Source organism: Rathayibacter sp. AY1C1 (assembly GCF_002932105.1).
In the GTDB taxonomy this organism is placed as follows: Bacteria; Actinomycetota; Actinomycetes; order Actinomycetales; family Microbacteriaceae; genus Rathayibacter.
The window spans coordinates 52,330-66,771 of sequence record NZ_PSWH01000013.1 but is presented as its reverse complement, the minus strand read 5'-3'; the positions used below and the strand labels follow the sequence as shown (position 1 = coordinate 66,771).

The following is a 14,442-nucleotide window of genomic DNA, read 5'->3' as shown; positions in this document are numbered from 1 at the left end:
CGACACCAAGACTCCCCCGCGACGGTAGGAGCGCGCCCCCGGAAACCCGAGGTCGGCGCATGCGACACCGACCGGAGGGCGCCGCCGTGAGCACCACGATCCGACCGACCAACGCACCCGCACCCCACGCGCCGACCACGCTGCGGCGGTCGCAGGCCGACCGCGAGCGATCCCTGCGTCGGCGCCTGCGGTCCGCGGACGCGCTCGTCACCGCCGGCTGGGTCTCGGTCGCCCTCGCCATCGCGCTCTACCTCGCAGCCGGCGGGCCCGCGGAGGCCACCGATATCGCCGGAGCTCTCACGGCCGCAGGGATCGTCGCCGGCCTCGTCGGCACCGACCTGATCCTGGTCATGCTCGTCCTCGCCGCCCGGATCCCCTGGATCGATCGCACCTTCGGCCAGGACACCGCGATGGCGCTGCACCGTCGCCTCGGCAAGCCCGCCCTGTCTCTGATCCTCGGGCACGGTGCCCTGCTCACCGTCGGCTACGCCCTCACCGACGGGCTGACGCTGTGGAACGAGACACTCGCTCTGTACTCCGGCGCCGACATGCTCCTGGCGCTGCTCGGCAGCACCCTGCTGGTGCTCGTCGTCGTCACCTCCCTCGTCGCCGTGCGCCGCCGCTTCGCGTACGAGGCGTGGCACGCGATCCACCTCCTCAGCTACGCGGCCGTCCTCGTCGCCGTCCCCCACCAGCTCTCCGCCGGCCAGGTCCTCGCCGGGAGCACCCCGCAGCGCGTCTACTGGCTCGCCCTCTACGTCCTGGCGTTCGGAGCGATCGCCAGGTTCCGGTTCGCGGTGCCCGTACTCGCCACCCTGCGGCACCGGATCCAGGTCGAGGCCGTCGAGACGATCGCCCCCGGCGTCTTCTCGCTCCACCTCTCCGGCCGCGACCTCTCCCGCCTCGGCGTGATCGGCGGGCAGTACGCGATCTGGCGGTTCTGGAGCCGCGGCACCTGGTGGCATGCGCACCCGATCTCCTTCTCCGCCGTCCCGACCGACACCCGCGCTCGGATCACCGTCCGCGCACTCGGAGCCGGGACCGACCGTCTCGCACGACTGCGCCCCGGGACCGCGGTCTCGATCGAGGGGCCCTACGGGATCTTCACCGACGTCGCCCGCACCGCCCCGCGGCTCGCGATCATCGCCGCCGGCATCGGCATCACCCCCGCCCGAGCGCTCCTCGAGCACGGCGGCCTCCGACCCGGCGAGGCCACCGTCCTGCTGCGCGCCACCGACGACTCCCAGACCTACCTCTGGGACGAGACTCGGACACTGGTCCGCAGCAGCCGCGGCACGCTGTTCGGGATGATCGGCCGGCGGCCCGCAGGGCTGGCGACGTGGATGTCCGCCGAGTCCGTCGCCCGAGGTGTGACGATCACCTCGGCACTGCCGGGCCTGCTCGAATCCGACCTGTTCGTCTGCGGTCCGACCGCCTGGGCCGACCTCGTCGTCCGCGACGCGCGAGCGGCAGGCCTGCCCGACCGGCAGATCCACGTGGAGAGGTTCGACTGGTGAGAACACGAGCAGCAGTCGCCAGCGTCCTCGCCTCCCTCGCCGTCCTCGTCGTCGGCTGGCAGATGGGATCCGCCGGCGCCACCGGGTCCCCGCTCGCCACCGGGACGAGCGACACCACAGCCACGGAAGGAGCGGCTCCCGCGGTGACCACGCCGACCCCGGCCGGCGCCCCCGCCTCGACGACGCCCTCCGCCGGCGCGCCCACCGACCCGTCGGCCGGTACGAGCTCGACGGCCACTGCTAGCCCGTCCGCCTCGGCCGACGGCACGTGGACCGGCTCATCTGTTCCGACTCGCTTCGGCGCGGTGCAGGTCGCGATCACCGTCGCCGGCGGGCAGATCACCGACGTCACGGCCGTGCACCTCACGGACAAGGACGGCCGGTCCGTGTCGATCTCGCACCGGGCCGCGCCGATCCTGCGTCAAGAAGTCCTCGCCGCCCAGTCCGCGAACGTGCAGGCGGTCAGCGGAGCGACCTACACCAGCGACGGGTACCTCACCTCCCTGCAATCGGCGATCGACCAGGCCGGACTCTGACCGTGCACACGTTCACGACGATGGGCACCGTCGTCAGCCTGCGCGCCGCCGACGACACCCCGGTCGGCGACGTCGAAGCCGTCTTCGCCGACGCCGACGCCCGCTTCAGCCTGTACCGGCCGGAGTCGGAGGCGTCCCGGATCGCCCGCGGCGAGCTCGCGCTGACGGCCGCGTCCGAGCAGATGCGGACCGCCTACACCGAATCGCTGCACTGGCGAACGGCGACGGACGGCGCCTTCACCCCGCACCGGCCCGACGGGGTCATCGACCTCGCCGGAACCGTCAAAGCGACCACCATGGCGCACGCGGCCCGGCTGCTCGGCGACGGCGAATGGCTCCTCGATGTCGGGGGAGACGTCCTCACCTCGCCCGCCGACAGCTGGACGATCGGGATCGTGGATCCCGGCGACCGGCAGGCGCTGCTCTGCATCGTCCCCCTCGGCGACGGTCGCCGCGCGATCGCCACCTCCGGGACCGCCGAACGCGGAGAGCACGTCTGGCGCCGACCTGCCGAGCCCGGTGACGTCCCCTTCGTGCAGGTGTCCGTGATCGCCGAGGACATCGTCACCGCCGACGTCCTCGCGACCGCGATCCTCGCCGGCGGCGTCGGGACGCTCGACACCGTCACCGACCGCTTCGACGTCGACGTCCTCACCATCGACGCCGCCGGTGCCCTTCTCGTGACCGACCGGCTCCGCCGCCTGATCGCACCGGCGAGCCGGCACACGTCCTGACTCCGCTCGGTCGGCTCCTCGCATATCGGCGGTGAAGCGGGGAGTCGGCTCGGAGGACGGGCGAGTGATCGTTCGAGGGCTCACACGAACACGTCCAACGGCAGAGCGCGCAGGGCGGGGCGCGTTAGCGTCACGAGGACAGCCCCCCTCTCGACCGAAGGCGCCCCCGATGAACGACTGGCAGATCAACGGCCTCCCCCTCCACCCGCTCCTCGTGCACGCCGTCGTGGTTCTGCTCCCCCTCGCCGCACTGATGCTCATCCTCGGCAGCCTCTGGCCGGCCGCCCGCCGCAAGTTCGGGATCCTCACCCCGATCATCGCCCTCGCCGCGCTGATCGCCGTCCCGCTCACCACGCAGGCCGGTGAAGCGCTCGAACGACAGACGGAGCCGTCCGCGATCCTCGAGAAGCACACCGAGCTCGGCGACCACCTGCTCCCCTGGGCTGCCGGCCTGTTCCTCGTCGCCCTGGTCCAGTGGCTCTGGTTCCGCCGCACGCGACGAACCGAGGACCGAGCCGCCACCACCCGCCGCCCCCTCGTCGGAATCGTGCTCGCCGTCGCAGCGATCGCCATCTCCGTCGGAGCGACCATCGACGTCATCCGCATCGGCGACTCCGGCGCACAAGCAGTCTGGTCCGACTCCACCTCGAGCACCAGCACCGATCAGGCACCCGCGCCCGACAGCGACGACGACTGACCCACCCGCTCTCGGGCACTGCCCTCTCCGGCTGACACCGCCCCCTCTTCGCAGGAGGATGGTGTGAGTTCCTCAGCACTCGACGCCATCTGCAAGGTCCTCGGCTGCCAGGTGGGCGACATCCTGACTCACGTGCCGGACGACGTCGGGAGCAGTACGGATCGGCTCGGTGACCGAGCGGCCCGCTGACACGTCGCACCTCGGTGGTCGACTGGTCACCGCGGGCGTCGTCCAGCTGGTGGCCGTCGTCGCGCTCAATGTGCTGGGGCCGATCGTGCCCGTCTGAAGGATCTCCGGCCCGAGCGCTCAGGGTCCACTGCGGTCCCCGATCTGTCGCCTCTGCTCCGCTGGGCGATCGCCGCGGCGGTGTTCCTCGTCTGGGCCTGGTCGACGGCGTGGCCGGCCGGCCCGGAACGCACCCGCGACCTCGCCCGCCACGAGGACCGGTCCCGGAAGCTGGTCGACTCGCTCATCATCGCCGCCACCTTCTTCAGCCTCGTCCTCGTGGTCGTCGCACTCCTCCGCAGCCAGCAGAAGGACCCCGTCGGATCCGCGGCCGCGATCCTCGCGGTCGTCGGGGTCGTCGCGGCCTGGGCGCTCGTCAACACCGTCTACGCCTTCAAGTACGCGCTCATGTACTACCTCGACGACCGCCACCGCTTCGACTTCGACCAGGACGAGGACCCGTCCTACAGCGACTTCGCCTACACCGCGTTCTCGATCGGGATGGCCTACAGCGCGAGCAGCATCTCACCCAGTCCTCCACCCCCTCACGCCGCGTAGCCCTGGCCCACGCCCTGCTGTCCTACTTCTTCGGCACCTTCGTCGTCGCCGTCGCCATCAACCTCATCACCGGCCTCACCCAGGGAGGGTGAGGATCGCCGCACATCCGCAGGCAGGAGTGTCGGAGCTCGATACTGATGTCATGGCATCACCGCTCGTCTCCGACGTCGCTCACTCCGGTCTCACCGTGGCCGACCTCGACGACGCGCTGGTGCTGTGGTGCTCCGGTCTCGGGTTCGTGCTCGAGCGCACCTTCACGCTCGACGTGGAGGTCACGGCGGCGACCACCGGCGTCCGTGGAGCCGTGATCCGCGCAGCGACGGTGACCCTCGGCCCCCACCGTGTGGAGCTGCTGCAGTACGACCCGCCCCGACAGCTCGAGTCCGCCGGCTCGCCCGCACAGGTCGGCACGGTGCACATCGCGCTCACGGTCTCGGACCTCGATCGTGTCCTCGAGCTCTGCGCTGGACACGGTTGGAGACCGGTCGGGACACCTCACCGGATGACCGCTGGCGCCCGAGCCGGCACGCGCATCATCTACCTCGAAGGTGCCCTCGGCGGATTCCTCGAACTGATCGCGCCCCCGCAGCTCCCGTAGGCCGCGTCGGCCGATCGCGTCGAGGGCCCGATCTCTCAGCCCGCCAACCTCGCCATCCACTCCTCTACCGCGTCGGGCGTGCGCGGCATCGCCGCCGAGAGCAGGATCGACGACGTCTCCGTGACCACGAGGTCGTCCTCGATCCGGATGCCCAGCCCCCGCAGCTCGGCGGGGACCGTCAGGTCGCCCGGCTGGAAGTAGAGGCCCGGTTCCACGGTGAGCGTGTGGCCGGCCGCGAGCACTCCGCCGAGGTACGTCTCGTGCGGAGCGTGGTTGCAGTCGTGCACGTCCATCCCGAGCATGTGCCCGGCGCGGGAGATGCTCCACCGGCGGTGGTACGACGCGGACGGGGCCATGGCCTCGTCGACGGAGCAGCGGATCAGGCCGAGGTCGATCAGCCCCTCGGTGAGGGCTCGCCCGCACGCGTCCTGGTAGTCCTGGAAGCGCACTCCCGCGCGCAGGGAGTCGATGCCGGCCTGCTGCGCGCGCAGCACGATCGAGTACACGTCCCGCTGCAGCGGGGTGAACTCCCCGCTGACCGGGAAGGTCCGGGTGATGTCGGCGGCGTAGAGCGAGTGCAGCTCGACCCCCATGTCCATCAGGACGAGATCGCCCTCGGCGAGGGGCCCGGTGTTCCGCGTGTAGTGCAGGGTCGTGGCGTGCGCTCCCGAGGCGACGACCGATCCGTAGGCCGGCCCCTGTCCCTCGACCAGGGCGCGGCGGGCGAAGGTGCCCTCGAGGTAGCGCTCGCCGCGGGGCATCGCGCGGGCGACCGGCCACGCCTCGAGGCAGTCGTCGAAGCCCCGCGCCGTGCCGTCGACGGCGAGCTGCAGCCGTCCGATCTCCCAGTCGTTCTTGATCAGGCGCAGCTCGTCGAGCGTCGCCTTGAGCACGAGGTGCGGTCCGAGCTCCGGCCCGCAGATGCTCCGCACCAGCTCGTCGACGCTCTCGTCGAGGGTGGGCAGGACCCGGATGCGCCGGGCCCGCCGCGCGGCCCGCTCCACGTCGCGGGTGAAGTCGGCCAGCGGCCGGGTCTCGATGCCCAGCGCCGCCTGCGTCTCGGCGAGCGACGGCCGCGGCCCGACCCAGAGGTCGCCGAGCGCGTCGTTCTGCCAGAACTCGTCTCCGTCGCGGCCGGAGGGAGCACGCAGGTACAGGATCGAGCCGGCCTCCCCTCCCGTCGTGTCGACGACGAGCACGCTCTCGGCGACTCCGTTGCCCGTCAGCCACACGTGGTCGGTGCCCGGGCGGAAGCGGTGGTTGCTGTCGTTCGAGCGCACCCGCGGCAGGCCGGCGGGGATGATCAGCAGCTCGGCGGGCAGCGCCTGCGCCAGTCGCGACCGGCGCTCCGCGGTGTAGGCGAGCACCGGCTCGTCGGGGTCGATCACCGGCTCCGGATCGGCCCAGCCGGCGGTCATGAACGCGCCGTCCCCGGGGAGCGGGCTGCGGTTCACGGCCCTCGGCATGCTCCAGAGTGCGGACTCCTCGGCCCGGGCCTCCTCCACCGCGCTCACGCGCCCGTCCGCTCCAGCGCGTCGGGCAGCTCCTCGAGCCAGGCCGCCCGGTCGGCGTCGAGTGGAGCCAGCGGCAGCCGCCCCAGCCCGTCCGGCAGCGGGATCGCCGCGAGCAGCGCCCGCGTGTACGGGTGCAGCGGGCTCTGCCACACCGTCTCGGTGTCCCCCGACTCCACGACCCGGCCGCGGTACATCACGAGCACCCGGTCGGCGATGCGCCGGACCACCGAGAGGTCGTGCGAGATGAACAGCATGCCCGCGCCGGCCTCGACGCTGAGCGAGCGCATCAGCGCGGCGACGCTCGTCTGGGTCGAGGCGTCGAGGGCCGAGATCGGCTCGTCGGCCACGAGCATCCGCGGCCGCGCCGCGAGGGCCCGCGCGATGGCGATGCGCTGCTTCTGGCCGCCGGAGAACTCGTGCGGGAACCGGCTCGCCATCGCCGGGTCGAGCCCGACGCGGCGCAGCCAGTCGGCCGGGTCCGAGCCCTCGGCTCCCCGGGCGAGAGCCGCCCGGACGCCGTCGCCGATCTGCTCGCCGATGCGGCGACGGGGGTTGAGCGAGGAGTTCGGATCCTGGAAGACCATCTGCACGCCGGTCATCGCCGGACTGCGCCGACGGAGTCCGAGCGCGGGGACGTCGACGCCGTTCAGGCGCACGTCGCCACCGCGGCGCTTCTCGATGCCGACGACGGCGCGCGCGAGGCTCGATTTGCCGCAGCCGCTCTCGCCGACCAGCGCCACGACCTCGCCGGCCGCCACCCGGAAGCCGACCCCGTCGACGGCACGCAGCGGCGGTCGCCGCCCGTACTCGACGACGATGCCATCGGCCTCGAGAACCACTCCCGCGCTCATCGCGCACCCCTCTCGACGTCGCCTGCCGTGGCCGCGCCCGGATCGTCCGCGGCGGCGGCCCTCTCGTGCCCCTCAACGAGCTCGGCGACCAGCTCCTCCGGGCTCTCCTCGAAGCTCGAGCCGGGCAGAGCCGCGAGCAGCGCCCGCGTGTACTCGTCCTCGGGTGCGGTGAACAGCCGCTCGCGCGGAGCCGACTCCACGACGAGCCCCTGGCGCATCACCGTCACCTCGTCGGCCACGGCGCTCATCACGCCGAGGTCATGGGTGACGAGCAGGATGCTCAGCCCGCCGTCGTCGACCAGCTCCCGCAGCAGCTGCAGCACTCCGGCCTGCACGGTCACGTCGAGCGCGGTCGTCGGCTCGTCGGCCAGCAGCACCGAGGGCTCGCACGCGAGCGCCACCGCGATCGCGATGCGCTGCCGCTGACCCCCGGAGAACTGGTGGGGGTAGCGCCCGAGGGAGGCCCGGGCGTCCGGGACCCGCACCCGCTCAAGCAGGGCCTCGGCCCTGGACCGCGCGGCCTCCTTGCCGAGACCGAGGTGGTGGCGCAGGTGGTCGGTGAGCTGGCGGCCCACGGTGAGCTGCGGGTGCAGGCTCGTCGACGGGTCCTGGAAGACCATGGCGACCCGGCGTCCGCGCACCGTGCCGAGCACCTGCCGGGACGCGCCGACGAGCTCCGTCGTGCCGTCGCCGGTGTCGTCGGCGAGGCGGATGCTCCCGCTGGCCGTCATCGCTCCGGGCAGCAGTCCGAGCACCGCCAGGGCGGTCATGGTCTTGCCCGAGCCCGACTCGCCGGCGAGACCGTGGATGCCGCCGCGGCGCAACGCCAGATCGATGCCGTCCACGATGGCGTGGCTGCGGGTGCGGATGCGCAGCCCGCTGATGGTCAGTGCGTCGCTCACAGCGTGGCGCCTCCTCCGCGGATCGTCTGCGACCGCGGGTCCAGGGCGTCGCGCAGGGCGTCGCCGACGAAGTTGAACGCGATGACGACGGTGAGGATGGCCAGGCCCGGGAAGACGCCGATCCACCACGCGTCGAAGTTCTGGATGGCGTCCGACACCATCGAGCCCCACTCGGCGGTCGGCGGCTTCGCGCCGAGCCCGAGGAACGACAGGCCCGACAGCAGGAGGATGGCCGTGCCGATGTCGAGGCTCGCCAGGACGAGCACCGGGCCGACGATGTTGGGCGCGATGTCGCGGACGATGGAGCGCAGCGGCGAGAAGCCGAGCAGCTGTCCGGACACGACGTAGTTCGACGAGCGGAGGCCGAGCACGAGACCGCGGGTCAGCCGGGCGTAGGACGGCCACGACACGATCAGCGCCGCGAGCACCGCGTTCAGGAGCGACGCTCCGAGCGCGGCCGCGATCACCATCGCCAGGATGACCGTGGGGAACGCCATCACGAGGTCGGTGATGCGCATCGCGACCTCGTCGACCGCACGGCCGAGGAATCCGGCGACGGATCCGACGATCGCGCCGATCAGCACCGACATCACGACGAGCAGCAGGGCGAGCGGGATCGTGACCCGGGCACCCCAGATCACGCGCGAGAACACGTCCCGGCCGAGCGCGTCGGTCCCCATCAGCGTGCCCTCGCCGGGTGCCTGGAGGAGGGGCAGGTCCTGCGCGAGCGGATCGTGCGGGGCGATGACGGGGGCGAGCACGGCGATGAGGATCCAGAGTACGCCGACGGCGGCGCCGAGGAGTCCGAGCGGCGCCGACCAGCGGCCCAGGCGGGGGCGGCGCAGGCGGAGGCCGGGGGCGGCGACCGGGTCGAGCACTCCGGCACCGACGCCGTCGCGCGGACCGGCCGGAGCGCCGTCGCGCGGGTCGGACCGGGTGGTTCGCGGATCCGTCACGAGGCCAGCCTCACTCTCGGGTCGAGCACGCCGTACAGCAGGTCGACGATCAGGTTCACGAGCAGGTACATCACGCCGATGAGCAGGCCGACGCCCATGATGCCGCGCAGGTCGAGGTGCGACGCGGCCTGGTAGGCGTAGGAGCCGATCCCGGGCCAGCCGAAGACCGCCTCGACGAGCACGGTGCCGCTGAGCAGGCTGCCGAAGGCGAGGCCCACGACGGTGAGGATCGGGATGCTCGCCCCGCGCAGCACGTAGGAGAAGGTGACCGCGCGGTTCGGCAGCCCCTTCGCGCGGGCGGCCCGCACGTAGTCCTGGTCGAGGATCTCGAGCACCGCGGTGCGCACGAACCGGGTCAGCAGGCCCACCGTGTAGAGCGTCAGGACGAGGACGGGGAGGAAGAGGTGCGACGCCGCGTCGAGGAAGGTGTCGAGCTGGCCGGCGAGCAGGGCGTCGACCGTGTAGAGGCCCGTCACCGTCGGCGGCGTGGTGAAGTCGCTGCTCAGCCGGCCGGATCCCGGCGCGATCCGGAGCTGGAAGTAGAGGACGTAGTAGAGGACCAGCGCGAGCCAGAAGGTCGGCACGCTGAGGCCGGCCAGCGACACGACGCGCAGAACGTGGTCGGAGGCCCTGCCGCGCCGGTAGGCGGCGACGGTGCCGAACAGCACGCCGACGATCACGCTGAGCACGATGGCGCCGAAGGCGATCTCGAGGGTGGCCGGCAGCGCCTTCGCCAGGTCGGCGACCACCGGGTTGTGCGTGGTGGTGGAGACGCCGAGGTCGCCGTGCAGCAGGTTGCCGAGGTAGGTGAAGTACTGCACGACGAGGGGCTGGTCGAGACCGTACTGGGCGCGGAACTGCGCGACGATCTCCGGATCCTCCGCAGCGCGCTGGCCGAGGGCGGCCGCCACGGGGTCGCCCGGCACGAGGTTGGTCAGGATGAAGGTGACGAGGGTCACGCCCACCACCAGCAGCAGCGAGGTGAGCACGCGGCGGAGCGCGTAGCGGAGGAACGGGTGGGCCGCCCGGCCCCCGCGCTGACGCGGGGTCCGGACGGCCGTCGTGGTGGTGGACACGGGCTACTGCGCGGCGAGGGCCGCGATGTCGATGGTCCACACCGCGTTGTAGACGACACCCGAGACGTCCTTCGCCGCGGCGATGTTGTTGCCGGGCTGGAGCAGCGGGATGAAGGGGCCGTCGGCGTTCAGCGCGGTCTGCAGCTCCTCGAAGCGCGACTGGCGCTCGTCGTCGCTGCCGCCGGTGGACGCGGCGTCGGCCAGCGCCGAGATCGCGGGGGCCGCACCGTCGGTCCAGCCGGAGCGGAGGCCCACGACGTCGCCCGGGGTGAAGACGAGGTAGTCGCTCGGGTCCGGGTAGTCCGGGCCCCAGTACCAGAGGCCCATGGTCTCGGTGCCGTTGCGGTAGGCGTCGAGCTCGGTGGCGACGGGGGCCGGTGCGAGCTCGACGGTGATGCCGGCGTCCTTCAGCTGCGACTGGATGCGCTGCGCGATGGTCGGGAAGTCGATGCCGTTCAGGCTGATGTCGCTCGGGAAGTTGAGCGTCACGGACTCGCCGGCGTAGCCGCTCTTCGCGAGGTCCGCCTTCGCGGCGTCGAGGTCCTGGGTGAGCGCGCCGCTCTCGGGCAGGGCGCCGAGCAGCATGCTCGGGATGACGCCGGACGCCTGGGCGGTGCCGTTGCCGGCGATCGAGACGAGGTCGTCGTAGTCGACGGCCTCCTTCACGGCCTTCACGAAGTCGGGGTTCGACGTGATCGCCGAGACGCTCGGGTTCTGGTTGAGCAGCAGGAAGATCACGTTCGCCGACGGGTCGCTGGTCACCGCGACCGAGTCGCCGAGCGCCTCCGCCTGAGTGCCCGAGAGGTCCAGCGCCACATCGGCGCTGCCGCCCTCGACGTTGATCTTCTGGGTCGCACCCTCGACGTTCTGGATGACCACGCGGCCGTAGCCCGGGGCGTCGCCGTCGTAGTTCTCGTTCGCGGTCAGCACGACCTGCGAGGCGAGGTCGAGCGTGTCGAGCACGTACGGGCCGGAGCCGGCGGAGGTGGTGTTGAGGAACGTCTCGGCGGTGTCGGTCTCGTCGGTGGTGCCGCCGTTCTCCTTCACGACCTTCGAGTTCAGGATGCCGAGCGCCGGGTTCGCCAGGATCGCCGGCAGGGCGGGCGTGGGGTTCTCGGTGGTCAGCACCACCGTCGTGTCGTCCTTCTTCGTGACGGTGACGCCGTCGAGGAGGAACGAGGGGTTGCCCTTCAGGCCGATCACGCGCTGCAGCGAGAACACCACGTCGTCGGCGGTCATCGCGGTGCCGTCCGAGAAGGTGTGCTCGCCGTTCAGGGTGAGGGTGAAGGTCTTCGCGTCGTCGGACTGCTCGAGGCTCGCGAGGCCGTCGACGACCTGCGAGACGTCGCCGCCCTCGAAGGTGAGAAGGGTCTCGTAGAGCGCCTTGTCGACCATCTGGCCGGTCGGCTCGTACATGCGGCCCGGGTCGGCGGTCTTGAGGTCGAACGCCTTGTTGATGGTGAGCGTCGCGCTGCTGCCGTCGGCGGTGTCGACGCGGCCCGAGGAGCAGCCCGCCACCAGAAGGGCGAGGGAGACCGCCGCAGCGGCGATCACCACTCGCGTCGGGGCGGAGCGCGGGGTGCGGGTGGAGCGGACAACCATGGAGGCCTCCTGGCGAGGGTTCGGCTGGACGTGTTGCGAAACGATGGCACATCGCGACGCACTCCGTTTCCAGAGGGCCGCTATCGTGGACGAACTGCCGCCTGCAGCGACGAAGGAGTGGATTATGTCGATCACCGATCCGGCCGCCGGTGCGGTCGCTGGACAAAGCGCGGGCGGGCTCGACGACCTCAATCTGCGCATCCTCGCCGTCCTGCGCGAGAACGGGCGCATCTCGATGTCCGCCCTGGCCGAGCGGGTGAACGTCTCGCGGGCGAGCGTCTACAACCGGGTCGAGCAGCTCACCGCATCCGGCGTCATCACCGGGTTCTCGGCCCTGGTCGATCCCGGCAAGGTGGGGCTCGACGTCTGCGCCCTGGTGTTCGTGACGGTGCATCCGCAGTCGTGGCACCGGTTCCGCGAGGGCATCCTCCAGATGCCCGACGTCGAGTACTGCTGCATCACGACCGGCGAGCACGACGCGATGCTCCTGGTCCGCTCGCTCGACATCGGCGGCGTGCACGACTTCGTCACCGGCGTGGTCGCGGCCCGACCCGAGGTGAAGTCGGTGGTCTCGGTCGTCGTGCTCGACGAGGTGGTGCGCAAGGCCTACCTGCTGCCCTCCGACATCCCCGACCGCTCCGGATCGACGAACCGGCTCGGCATGACGCGGTTCACCACCGCGGGGAACGGCCGCGACGCGGCGCGTTGAGCGTCAGACCTCGACGCAGATGCTGACGTGGTCGTCGCCGTCGATCTCGAACTCCTCGACGAGCCGCAGCAGGCCCTCCCCGTCGAGCTCGACGCGGCTGCCGCCGGTGCCGCTGACCACGGTCCCGCCGTCGATCAGCTGGTGCACGAACGAGACCTGCAGGGCGTCGCCGGTGCGCGTGCCCACGAACCGGCCGAAGGTCACGGTGTCGCCGACGTAGTCGCCCCAGACCACTCCGTCGCGCTCGGAGTAGTGGAACCGCGACGGCGACTCCGGGTCGACCGCGCTGTTGGTCGAGGAGGTCATCACGAACTCGCGGCCGTCGAGACTGGGGGCGGTGGTGGCGTCGTTCACGTCATGGAGTATGCCGGAGAGGTCGAGGTGTCCTAGCCGCACGCCGGTTTCGTCTCGTTCTTCGGGTCCGCGACCCCCGGGGCTGGACGAAAGCGCCGTCTGCGGGTCTCTCGACGGTCCATTCGTCTGCGATCCTCCGCCGCCCGTCCCGATCCACCGAGTGACTCCGGGATCGGACGGGCGATCTCCGCGGACAGGCGGCGGCGAGGCGTCCGGACTTCCCTTGCCGCCTCGATACTCCATCGGCTCGTCCGTGATCGGAAACTTTCCCGTACTCTCAGGACCCGTACGGGGAATGAACCGGGGGCTCATTCGCATCCGGTTCGAATTCGACATCTTGGGGGCTCAATGGATCCGCAGCAATCGGTGAACAGTGATCGCGCCGTGTGCGCCCACGCGAGGAGCGGCGGATGACCGGGTCGAGTGCGACCGGCGCCGTGGTGAAGCGCCCCGAGTCGCGGGAGTGGATCGACTTCGCCAAGGGCGTCGCGATCAGCCTCGTCGTGCTCTACCACTCGTCGTTGTTCCTCGGATTCTTCGACCTCGCGGGGTACGTCCCGAAGCTCCGGACCGTGCTCCTCTACTTCCCCATGCCCGTGTTCTTCTTCATCGCGGGCCTCACGGCCGCCCGGATGCTGACGTGGACGTTCGCCGAACTGTGGCGCCGCAGAGTCCTCGCGCTGGTGTACCTCTACCTGCTGTGGTCGTTCATCCGGGTCGTCTTCTACCTCATCGTCCCGTTCTCACGGTCGGAGGCGACCTCGCCGACGGACCCGCTCAACGTGCTGGTGCTCCCCATCCTGCCGTCGAGCAGCTACTGGTTCATCTGGGCTCTCGCGATCTTCAGCATCCTCGCCTGGCTGATCCGCAAGGTGCCCCGGTGGATCCAGCTCTCGGTGGCCGGGCTGCTGGCCGTCGCGGCGACGACCACCGGCCTGCTGGACACCGACAACATCGGCTGGGACCGGGTGCTCCAGAACTTCATCTTCTTCCTCGTGGCGATGTTCATCCCCCGCACGTTCTACCGCTTCGCCGCTCGTGTGAAGCTCTGGCAGGCGCTCGCGCTCGCGGTGGCCTACCTCGGCATCATCGCGGTGATCGTCGCCTTCGACGCCAACCGCGTTCCGGGCGTCATCCTGATCGCCAGTTCGGTCGCGATCATCGCGGGCATCGCCGGCTCCCAGTACCTCGTCAAGGTCCGCGCACTGAAGATCTTCGTCACCATGGGGCAGCAGAGCTTCCAGATCTACCTCCTGCACCTCTTCGTGATCGCGGTCGTCGTCGCATTCGTCCCCCTGCTCGGCGAGACGCATGTCCCCACCTTTCCGGCGACGGTCTTCCCGGTCGCCCTGACGGTGTTCTCCCTCTGGGCGTCGCTGTTCATCTTCCAGTCGCTGCGGCGCTTCTCCTGGCTGTGGGTGAGCCCGTTCAGCACCGGCAAGTCCCAGAAGAAGCGCCTCGCCGCCAGGAATGCGAGATCAGCCGAGGTCCAGCCCACCGCGGTCGAGTCCGCAGCTCCTGTCGCCCCGGCCGATGAGCCCGCTGACGCGGGGACTGCGGGCAGACCGGAGAAGGACTGACCGGCGAGCACCTCCCGGGCGACTCCCCGGGGC

Annotated in this window: 16 protein-coding genes; 9 read left to right on the top strand and 7 right to left on the bottom strand. The window is 71.2% G+C overall.

Annotation, left to right across the window (positions count from 1 at the left end; translation table 11 throughout):
• The first annotated feature begins 86 nt into the window (after positions 1-86).
• The 7 genes from C5C71_RS08335 (at position 87) to C5C71_RS08305 (ending at position 4,865) form a co-directional block, all read left to right on the top strand.
• Entirely contained in the window at positions 87-1,517 is a 1,431-nt protein-coding gene (locus C5C71_RS08335) for a ferredoxin reductase family protein (RefSeq protein WP_258068683.1), read from the top strand.
• On the top strand, positions 1,514-2,053 hold the full coding sequence (locus C5C71_RS08330; protein WP_258063405.1) for an FMN-binding protein: 540 nt from the start codon (positions 1,514-1,516) through the stop codon (positions 2,051-2,053). The genes C5C71_RS08335 and C5C71_RS08330 overlap by 4 nt, the downstream gene beginning before the upstream one ends.
• Positions 2,054-2,055: 2 nt before the next feature.
• The gene (locus C5C71_RS08325; protein ID WP_258059425.1) at positions 2,056-2,787 is read left to right on the top strand and encodes an FAD:protein FMN transferase; all 732 of its coding nucleotides are present in this window, start codon (positions 2,056-2,058) and stop codon (positions 2,785-2,787) included.
• A 169-nt stretch (positions 2,788-2,956) separates the two neighbouring features.
• On the top strand, positions 2,957-3,484 hold the full coding sequence (locus tag C5C71_RS08320; RefSeq protein ID WP_104226519.1) for a DUF2231 domain-containing protein: 528 nt from the start codon (positions 2,957-2,959) through the stop codon (positions 3,482-3,484).
• Between the two features lie 63 nt (positions 3,485-3,547).
• Complete coding sequence (locus C5C71_RS18110) at positions 3,548-3,673, top strand: helix-turn-helix transcriptional regulator (RefSeq protein ID WP_181065672.1); 126 nt, start codon at positions 3,548-3,550, stop codon at positions 3,671-3,673.
• 93 nt (positions 3,674-3,766) lie between these two features.
• Complete coding sequence (locus C5C71_RS08310) at positions 3,767-4,267, top strand: DUF1345 domain-containing protein (protein ID WP_104337506.1); 501 nt, start codon at positions 3,767-3,769, stop codon at positions 4,265-4,267.
• 142 nt (positions 4,268-4,409) lie between these two features.
• Positions 4,410-4,865 (top strand): VOC family protein, encoded by a 456-nt coding sequence (locus C5C71_RS08305; protein ID WP_104223254.1) that lies wholly within the window; start codon positions 4,410-4,412, stop codon positions 4,863-4,865.
• 35 nt (positions 4,866-4,900) lie between these two features.
• Here C5C71_RS08305 and C5C71_RS08300 read toward each other — a convergent pair whose 3' ends face one another.
• The 6 genes from C5C71_RS08300 to C5C71_RS08275 are packed head-to-tail and all read right to left on the bottom strand — an operon-like array spanning position 4,901 to position 11,766.
• The gene (locus tag C5C71_RS08300; RefSeq protein WP_219812642.1) at positions 4,901-6,379 is read right to left on the bottom strand and encodes an aminopeptidase P family protein; all 1,479 of its coding nucleotides are present in this window, start codon (positions 6,377-6,379) and stop codon (positions 4,901-4,903) included.
• On the bottom strand, positions 6,376-7,230 hold the full coding sequence (locus C5C71_RS08295) for an ATP-binding cassette domain-containing protein (RefSeq protein WP_104239496.1): 855 nt from the start codon (positions 7,228-7,230) through the stop codon (positions 6,376-6,378). The genes C5C71_RS08300 and C5C71_RS08295 overlap by 4 nt, the downstream gene beginning before the upstream one ends.
• Complete coding sequence (locus C5C71_RS08290) at positions 7,227-8,132, bottom strand: ABC transporter ATP-binding protein (protein WP_104315383.1); 906 nt, start codon at positions 8,130-8,132, stop codon at positions 7,227-7,229. Before C5C71_RS08290 ends, C5C71_RS08295 begins: the two co-directional genes overlap by 4 nt.
• Positions 8,129-9,088, bottom strand: a complete 960-nt coding sequence (locus tag C5C71_RS08285; protein WP_258068682.1) for an ABC transporter permease — start codon at positions 9,086-9,088, stop codon at positions 8,129-8,131. Before C5C71_RS08285 ends, C5C71_RS08290 begins: the two co-directional genes overlap by 4 nt.
• Positions 9,085-10,164: an ABC transporter permease gene (locus C5C71_RS08280; RefSeq protein WP_104226525.1), complete on the bottom strand. Its 1,080-nt coding sequence runs from the start codon at positions 10,162-10,164 to the stop codon at positions 9,085-9,087. The genes C5C71_RS08285 and C5C71_RS08280 overlap by 4 nt, the downstream gene beginning before the upstream one ends.
• A 3-nt stretch (positions 10,165-10,167) precedes the next feature.
• Entirely contained in the window at positions 10,168-11,766 is a 1,599-nt protein-coding gene (locus C5C71_RS08275) for an ABC transporter substrate-binding protein (RefSeq protein ID WP_104337505.1), read from the bottom strand.
• 124 nt (positions 11,767-11,890) lie between these two features.
• Between C5C71_RS08275 and C5C71_RS08270 the strand changes: the two genes are divergently transcribed.
• A complete protein-coding gene (locus C5C71_RS08270; protein WP_104223259.1) occupies positions 11,891-12,475 on the top strand; it encodes an Lrp/AsnC family transcriptional regulator in 585 nt (194 codons plus the stop codon).
• Between the two features lie 3 nt (positions 12,476-12,478).
• Here C5C71_RS08270 and C5C71_RS08265 read toward each other — a convergent pair whose 3' ends face one another.
• Positions 12,479-12,829, bottom strand: coding sequence for a hypothetical protein (locus C5C71_RS08265; RefSeq protein ID WP_258060307.1), 351 nt, complete (start codon positions 12,827-12,829; stop codon positions 12,479-12,481).
• Between the two features lie 410 nt (positions 12,830-13,239).
• Between C5C71_RS08265 and C5C71_RS08260 the strand changes: the two genes are divergently transcribed.
• On the top strand, positions 13,240-14,409 hold the full coding sequence (locus tag C5C71_RS08260; protein WP_104337504.1) for an acyltransferase: 1,170 nt from the start codon (positions 13,240-13,242) through the stop codon (positions 14,407-14,409).
• The last annotated feature ends 33 nt before the right edge of the window (positions 14,410-14,442 follow it).